This is a genomic window from Methanomicrobium sp. (genome assembly GCF_055145805.1).
Genome location: NZ_JBSREC010000052.1, coordinates 1 through 5,681 on the forward strand (window position 1 = coordinate 1; position 5,681 = coordinate 5,681).

The 5,681-nt window shown below is 34.3% G+C and carries 6 protein-coding genes and 1 pseudogene; 1 reads left to right on the forward strand and 6 read right to left on the reverse strand.

From position 1 onward, the window contains the following. Positions 1–132 precede the first annotated feature (132 nt). The 3 genes from ACTB1O_RS04220 to ACTB1O_RS04230 form a co-directional block, all read right to left on the reverse strand. A complete protein-coding gene (locus tag ACTB1O_RS04220; protein WP_462993893.1) occupies positions 133–300 on the reverse strand; it encodes a hypothetical protein in 168 nt (55 codons plus the stop codon). A 135-nt stretch (positions 301–435) separates the two neighbouring features. Then, positions 436–1,194 carry a hypothetical protein gene (locus ACTB1O_RS04225; protein ID WP_462993894.1) on the reverse strand — a complete coding sequence of 253 codons (759 nt, stop codon included), beginning with the start codon at positions 1,192–1,194 and terminating at the stop codon, positions 436–438. 386 nt (positions 1,195–1,580) lie between these two features. Further along, entirely contained in the window at positions 1,581–2,333 is a 753-nt protein-coding gene (locus ACTB1O_RS04230) for a hypothetical protein (RefSeq protein ID WP_462993895.1), read from the reverse strand. Between the two features lie 187 nt (positions 2,334–2,520). On the opposite strand from ACTB1O_RS04230, the gene ACTB1O_RS04235 reads away from it, so the two are divergent. After that, positions 2,521–2,988 carry a phosphopantetheine adenylyltransferase gene (locus tag ACTB1O_RS04235; protein WP_462993896.1) on the forward strand — a complete coding sequence of 156 codons (468 nt, stop codon included), beginning with the start codon at positions 2,521–2,523 and terminating at the stop codon, positions 2,986–2,988. Positions 2,989–3,044: 56 nt separating this feature from the next. Here the strand turns inward: ACTB1O_RS04235 and ACTB1O_RS04240 are convergent, their stop codons facing one another. The 3 genes and pseudogenes from ACTB1O_RS04240 to ACTB1O_RS04250 form a co-directional block, all read right to left on the reverse strand. Beyond that, positions 3,045–4,787 carry a sensor histidine kinase gene (locus ACTB1O_RS04240; RefSeq protein WP_462993897.1) on the reverse strand — a complete coding sequence of 581 codons (1,743 nt, stop codon included), beginning with the start codon at positions 4,785–4,787 and terminating at the stop codon, positions 3,045–3,047. Positions 4,788–4,809: 22 nt separating this feature from the next. Further along, a complete protein-coding gene (pyrI, locus tag ACTB1O_RS04245; protein WP_462993898.1) occupies positions 4,810–5,283 on the reverse strand; it encodes an aspartate carbamoyltransferase regulatory subunit in 474 nt (157 codons plus the stop codon). Beyond that, positions 5,280–5,681 (reverse strand): annotated as a pseudogene (locus tag ACTB1O_RS04250) (aspartate carbamoyltransferase); the annotation flags it as partial. The gene pyrI and the pseudogene ACTB1O_RS04250, both read right to left, overlap by 4 nt.

The following is a 5,681-nucleotide window of genomic DNA, read 5'->3' on the forward strand; positions in this document are numbered from 1 at the left end:
TAGATTTATAACTATAGATTCAAAAAATACTGAACAGGCTTTAAAATTTTATGAAAAAAATGGGTTTAAAATTGCCACCCGAAGTACAGGTAAAGATTTTGTTCCAATGTATCTCGATTTACACAAGGTAAATCAAGAATAATAAATAACCTTGTCTTCTTCAACCCTGCAAATCTCCCCGTTCTCTTTTTTCTTCTGTGTTCCTTCTTCAATTGCTTTCTTCTGATTGTCAGCAATCATTCCAAGAGCAATCAGCCATTTCATGATCTTTTCATAAGGCCAGTTTCGGACAGCATCCACATTGACATACAGCTCTTTTGAAAGAAGATAGAATTCAAGGTCAAGTTTGACCTCAGGTTTCCATGTTTGGCAATATCAGATTTAAGGTTTCCCATGCAGTAAAATAGAAAGGGGATTTAAAAAAGGGAAGTCAGATTATTTAGATAATTCTGTACATTTGATTCTTTTTACAAGTCTGAATTTTAAGGTAAGATATATTGAAACAGGATCCAACTTATAACTTGATATAAAGTAATTGTTGTCATTAGGTTTTTCTAATAAAATTTCGGGTAAATTTTGATTACTCATTTTTTTTGATAGATTGTTACAATGTAACTGAGCAATGAATCTCTTTTTGGAATATTCATCAATTTCCTGAATAAGATCATTATATATCAAAAGTTCTCCCTTATTTTCATGCTTAATTATATCTTTTAAAGTTCGTTTCCGCTTAAATACTACTCCCCCTCTCCAACCATGACCAAAAATCCAGATGTCGGAGGCATATTTATTTTTTAAAACCTCCTTTACATCATTGACATTGTAACAATTATATAACTTGAAATTGCAGTTTTTCTTTAAAAGGGCCTTTATAAGAACAGATAAGCCACAAGGTAATGAGTCATCAGGATTTGGGGAATTGATCAAAATTATGGAATGATGACTTGCATTGTCCTTGAATCCGGGATTTTCAGGATATTTGCTCATATACTTTTTTCCATAGTAAGTACTTAAAGGAATAAATATGAACAGATACACAAAAAAGAAAATAGCAGATATGGATGCAATAATAACGAAAAGCTCTCCATTGATATTTAAAAAGTTCGTAAAAAATCCATATATGAACATTAAAGGCATCCATATTATAGCAAAAAAGAGAATTGCAATTGAATAAGTATGCTCAATTTTCATCATAAATTAGACTCTTTTAGTGAAGTGCTTAATTCTTTTTATAGTTCTCTTGAAGATCTCAGATAAATTTAAGAATTATCTTCTGACTCTTTTTTTACGATGATATTAACAAAAACCTGATTTTTACATCCGGGACGGGTGCATTTGAATATTTCGGCACGAGGTTTTTTGTTAACACAACCATATAAGAATCCAGCAGAATACAATTTTGCTCCACAATCCCTGCAAATCATTGCCATAACCAATTATTGGTCATGATCTATGAAGAAATTTTTTGATTTCGGAGCACAGTGAATCAGTAATAAAATCAATAACATTCTCCTGTTCCAGATCAAAGACCTGTCTGAACAAATTGAGGAGGAATTTAAAAAAGGGAAGTCAGAGATAGATTAGGAAGGACATTTAATTCTATCAATTACTTCATTCTTTAGAGCTGAAACAATAGAGATAGAGGACATTTTATAATTTGAAACATAAGAATTTCTATAATCTGAAGAGTCGATTAATAATAATTCGGGGAGAGATATGTTATTTCTTTTTTTAACAATATGATTACAATGAAATTGAGCAATAAACTCCTTTTTCGGGTAATTTTCTGGATTTTTAATTAGATCCCTATAAGATCTTCTTTCAACTTTTTCTTTCAATGTAATGTATTCTACAATATTTTTCTTTTTATATAGGGAAAAACCACCTCTCCATCCATGACCAAATAGCCAAATACTGGTTGCATAAGGATTTTTTAATACAGAATCAATTTCTTCAGCAGAATTACAGCAATATAGTTTAAATGGGCATTTCCTTTTTTCAAAAGCCTCTATTAAAACATCAATTCCACCCCAAAAAGTGAAAGTATTTCTTTCAGAATTTAATATAATAATTGCATTGTGATTTTTTGAGATAGATTGATTTTGACTCATTATTACTTTTTTTACACAAGTTTTACCTTTTTTAGAATAATATAACGCTAATCCAACATAAATGGATGAAAACAAAATCAGCAAGAAAATAGCTAGATGAAAAAATATAAACGCACCATTGAAGTAAAAAATATAAATCAAGCTTAGAATACCTATTATTGCTAAAACAAAAATTACGTAATCTGATACTTTACTATCATACACTTTTTCAATTTTAACCATTGAAGAGTATTATACAACGACAACTATAATTGTCTTCTCTAAAAATGAATTCTTAAGATATCATCTTGATGTTTGAATAAACTTTATCTATGTAATTTTACACGAAAAATATACGATGGTAACAATTTTTCATCAAAAGAACTGAAAGAAAATACATAAAGTCAGGCTGTGATAGAAATATATTCAAATGAAAGTTATGGTCGGAGGCACATTTGATCCTCTTCATGATGGTCATAAAAAACTGCTTGAGAGATCCTTTGAGATCGCAGGTGAAAAGGGGTATGTGAGGATTGGTCTGTCCGGAGATCTGTTTGCAAACAGAAAAACGCATCCCATAAGACCATTTCCTGAGAGAAAAAAAGATCTTGTCCAATATCTTAATTTAAAAAATTACAGTGCAAAATGGGAGATAGAAGAGCTAAAGGACAGGTTTGGGTCAACCCTTGATACCGATTTTGACGCAATTGTTGTTAGTGAGGAGACTTTTCCGACTGCTGTTGAGATAAATAAACTCAGAAAAGAGAATAATCAGAAAAAGGTCGACATACACCAGATTACCTGCGTTCTTGCAGAGGACGGACGCTGGATTTCAAGCACAAGAATCTGGAAAGGTGAGATAGATGTTCACGGGAGTCTTCTCTCTAAAGGAAAATAAATTTTGATCTAATCTGTCAGAATTTTAAAAAAAGCAGAGCAATATAATACATATCTTTAATTTGCGTTTGGTATTGTAATATTCCAGCATGTTCCATTGTCCAGATCAAGTTCAATACTGCCTTCCATCTGGTATTCAATTATGTTTTTGACAAGCCGCATTCCCAGAGTCGAGGAATTCTCAAAATCAAATCCTTTTGGCATACCTGTTCCGTTGTCTGAAACACATATATTGTGAAAACCGTCGTTATCACTCATTTTAATGGAAATGTTTCCGCCATCGCTCCCTTCAAATGCATATTTGAGAGAGTTTGTTATGAGCTCATTTACAACAAGACTGCATGGTATTGCTGTATCTATCGAAAGAAAACAGTTTTCTGCAAAAACCCTGCCCTCAATTTTTTTATCTCTTCCAAAATTGGCCACCAGTTCTTTTAAAAGGAGTTCAAAATGATGACCGGCATTTATAACAGCTATGTTGTCGGATTTGTAAAGTTCCTCATGAACAAGTGCCATTGAGATTATACGGCTTTTTGCGTCTCTTAATGGCTCTAAAAAGCATTCCTCTTTCAGATCGTTCATCTGCATTCCAAGCATCGAGTTTATGACTGCAAGGTTGTTTTTAACCCTGTGATGAACCTCCTGCAAAAGGGTTGTTTTTTCGTCAAGAGATCTCTGAAGCTCCTTTTCCGCCTGAATTCTTGCGGTAATATCAAGAGCCATGCCAACTATTCCTGTCACATTGCCTTCTGCATCCAGTCTTGCTGTCTTGCTGAACAGGACGTCGTGATATTCTCCTTTTTTATTTGTTATTTTGTATTCATACTGTTGGTGATGCGGTTTCTCTATAATTTCCCTATCCTTTTTCGAGTAAAAATCCGCAAGTTCTGCCGGGAAAAAATCATAGATATTCTTTCCTATGATATCATCTTTTTTCTGCCCTGCAAGCATTTCAAAAGCACTGTTGCAGTCACAATAAATACCCTTTGTGTTACGATAGAATACCGGTGCAGGAATTGAGTCCATGAGAGCGGATACATAATTGACCTTCTCCTGAAGCTCTTTTTCAAACAATTTTTTCTCTGTAATATCACTTGCAACGTACTGATGTTCAGTTAAAAGACCATATTCATCATAAAAAGCTCTTATATTCAGATTTTGCCATCTGGTTTCTCCTTCATTTGTGATTATACAAATTTCAAGATTTTTCAGGGGTTTTTTTATTGTGAGGTTTTTTATTGCTTTTTGTAACTTTTCACTATATTCGGGTGGCATATCGGGGTTGAATTTTTTACCAATTATTGCACTTTTTTTAATTCCGTAATAGTTGCAGAAGGCATCATTTGCAATTGTGTATTCTCCGCCGGGAAGAACCCGTGATATCAGTTCAGTCTGATCATTTATCAGATAAAGATACTTTTTCTCGGATTCTTTGATTTTGTATGAAAGAAAGGATATGATAATGCTTAGAACAATTGTAACAAAGATATATACCGGACCTGTAACAGGTATGAAATATGGTCCTCCTGTCTTAAATGAACTAAAAACAAGATAAATAATTCCGAGAAATCCTGTGAAATATATTGCTTTTTTTGGGTAAAGATATGAAGCTGCCAAAATCGGAAATAAAAGAAAAGGAATAAAAAACGGAGGGTAGCTGTTAAACAGGGTGTAAAGTGAGAGTGAAAGACATACGATGGTTAATATTGCTAAAAACAGAACTATTCTGTTTTTAAATACTTCTCTGCAGATTCTGCATTTACTATAGATCTCCCCTGAATCCACCATTGTCTGTAACAATGTATGTGTGATATATATTAAGTTATATTATATAGTCTGCAATATCTGATGAGATGATGTTGTCGCAGTAAAGGCAATGCAGTGTACCTTCTACCACCTCAAATTTTGTATCAATAGGTTCGTCAGAGTTTGTAATACAGCCGGGATTCGGGCAGATGATAACGCCTGTAAATATATCGGGGATCTCAACCCCTATTTTTTCAACAACCCTGTAGTTACGGATGATGTTTATGGTTGCATTCGGGGATATGAGTGCAATTCTGTTTACCTCTTCTTTTGAAAGTTCCCTGTCTGATATCTTCACTATATCCTTCATTCCGGAGAGATTGCTCTTAACGTTTGTTGCTATCGATAAGGATTCTGTTGTAAAACCTGTTATTCCAAGAATTCTCAGAACGGTGAGTGCCTCTCCCCCTTTAATGTGATCTATCACGGTTCCGTCCTGAATCGGGCTGATTAGAAGTCCGTTTTCCGGTTTGCCATCCTTTTTTGTCATAAAATAACCTCCTCAAGCATTGCCATTCTTACAGGTATTCCGTTTTCCGCCTGTCTGAAATACTTGGCATATGGCAGTTTGTCAACACGTGGATCTATCTCACCTGCACGGGGAAGGGGGTGCATGAGAATAAGGTTTTCACGCACATTTTCAAGTGTCTCAGGTGTAATTCTGTATGAATGTGCAACTCTTGAGTAACTTGCCGAATCAGGGAATCTTTCGCGCTGTATTCTCGTGGCATAGAGAACATCAAGATCGTTTATTATCTCATCCATACTGCTATGCTCGGCTATTTCTGTATCTCTGTCTTTGAGTTCCTTTGCAAGTCCCTGTGGAATCTCAAGTCCTTTTGGTGCAATCGTATGAATTCTCACATTATAGTTTGAAAGAGCGTAGGC

What these genes read in the sequence shown, in the direction of transcription:
- ACTB1O_RS04225 (WP_462993894.1), bottom strand. Translation starts at nt 1,194, where the DNA reads ATGATGAAAATTGAGCATACTTATTCAATTGCAATTCTCTTTTTTGCT.
- ACTB1O_RS04230 (WP_462993895.1), bottom strand. Translation starts at nt 2,333, where the DNA reads ATGGTTAAAATTGAAAAAGTGTATGATAGTAAAGTATCAGATTACGTA.
- ACTB1O_RS04235 (WP_462993896.1), top strand. Translation starts at nt 2,521, where the DNA reads ATGAAAGTTATGGTCGGAGGCACATTTGATCCTCTTCATGATGGTCAT.
- pyrI (WP_462993898.1), bottom strand. Translation starts at nt 5,283, where the DNA reads ATGACAAAAAAGGATGGCAAACCGGAAAACGGACTTCTAATCAGCCCG.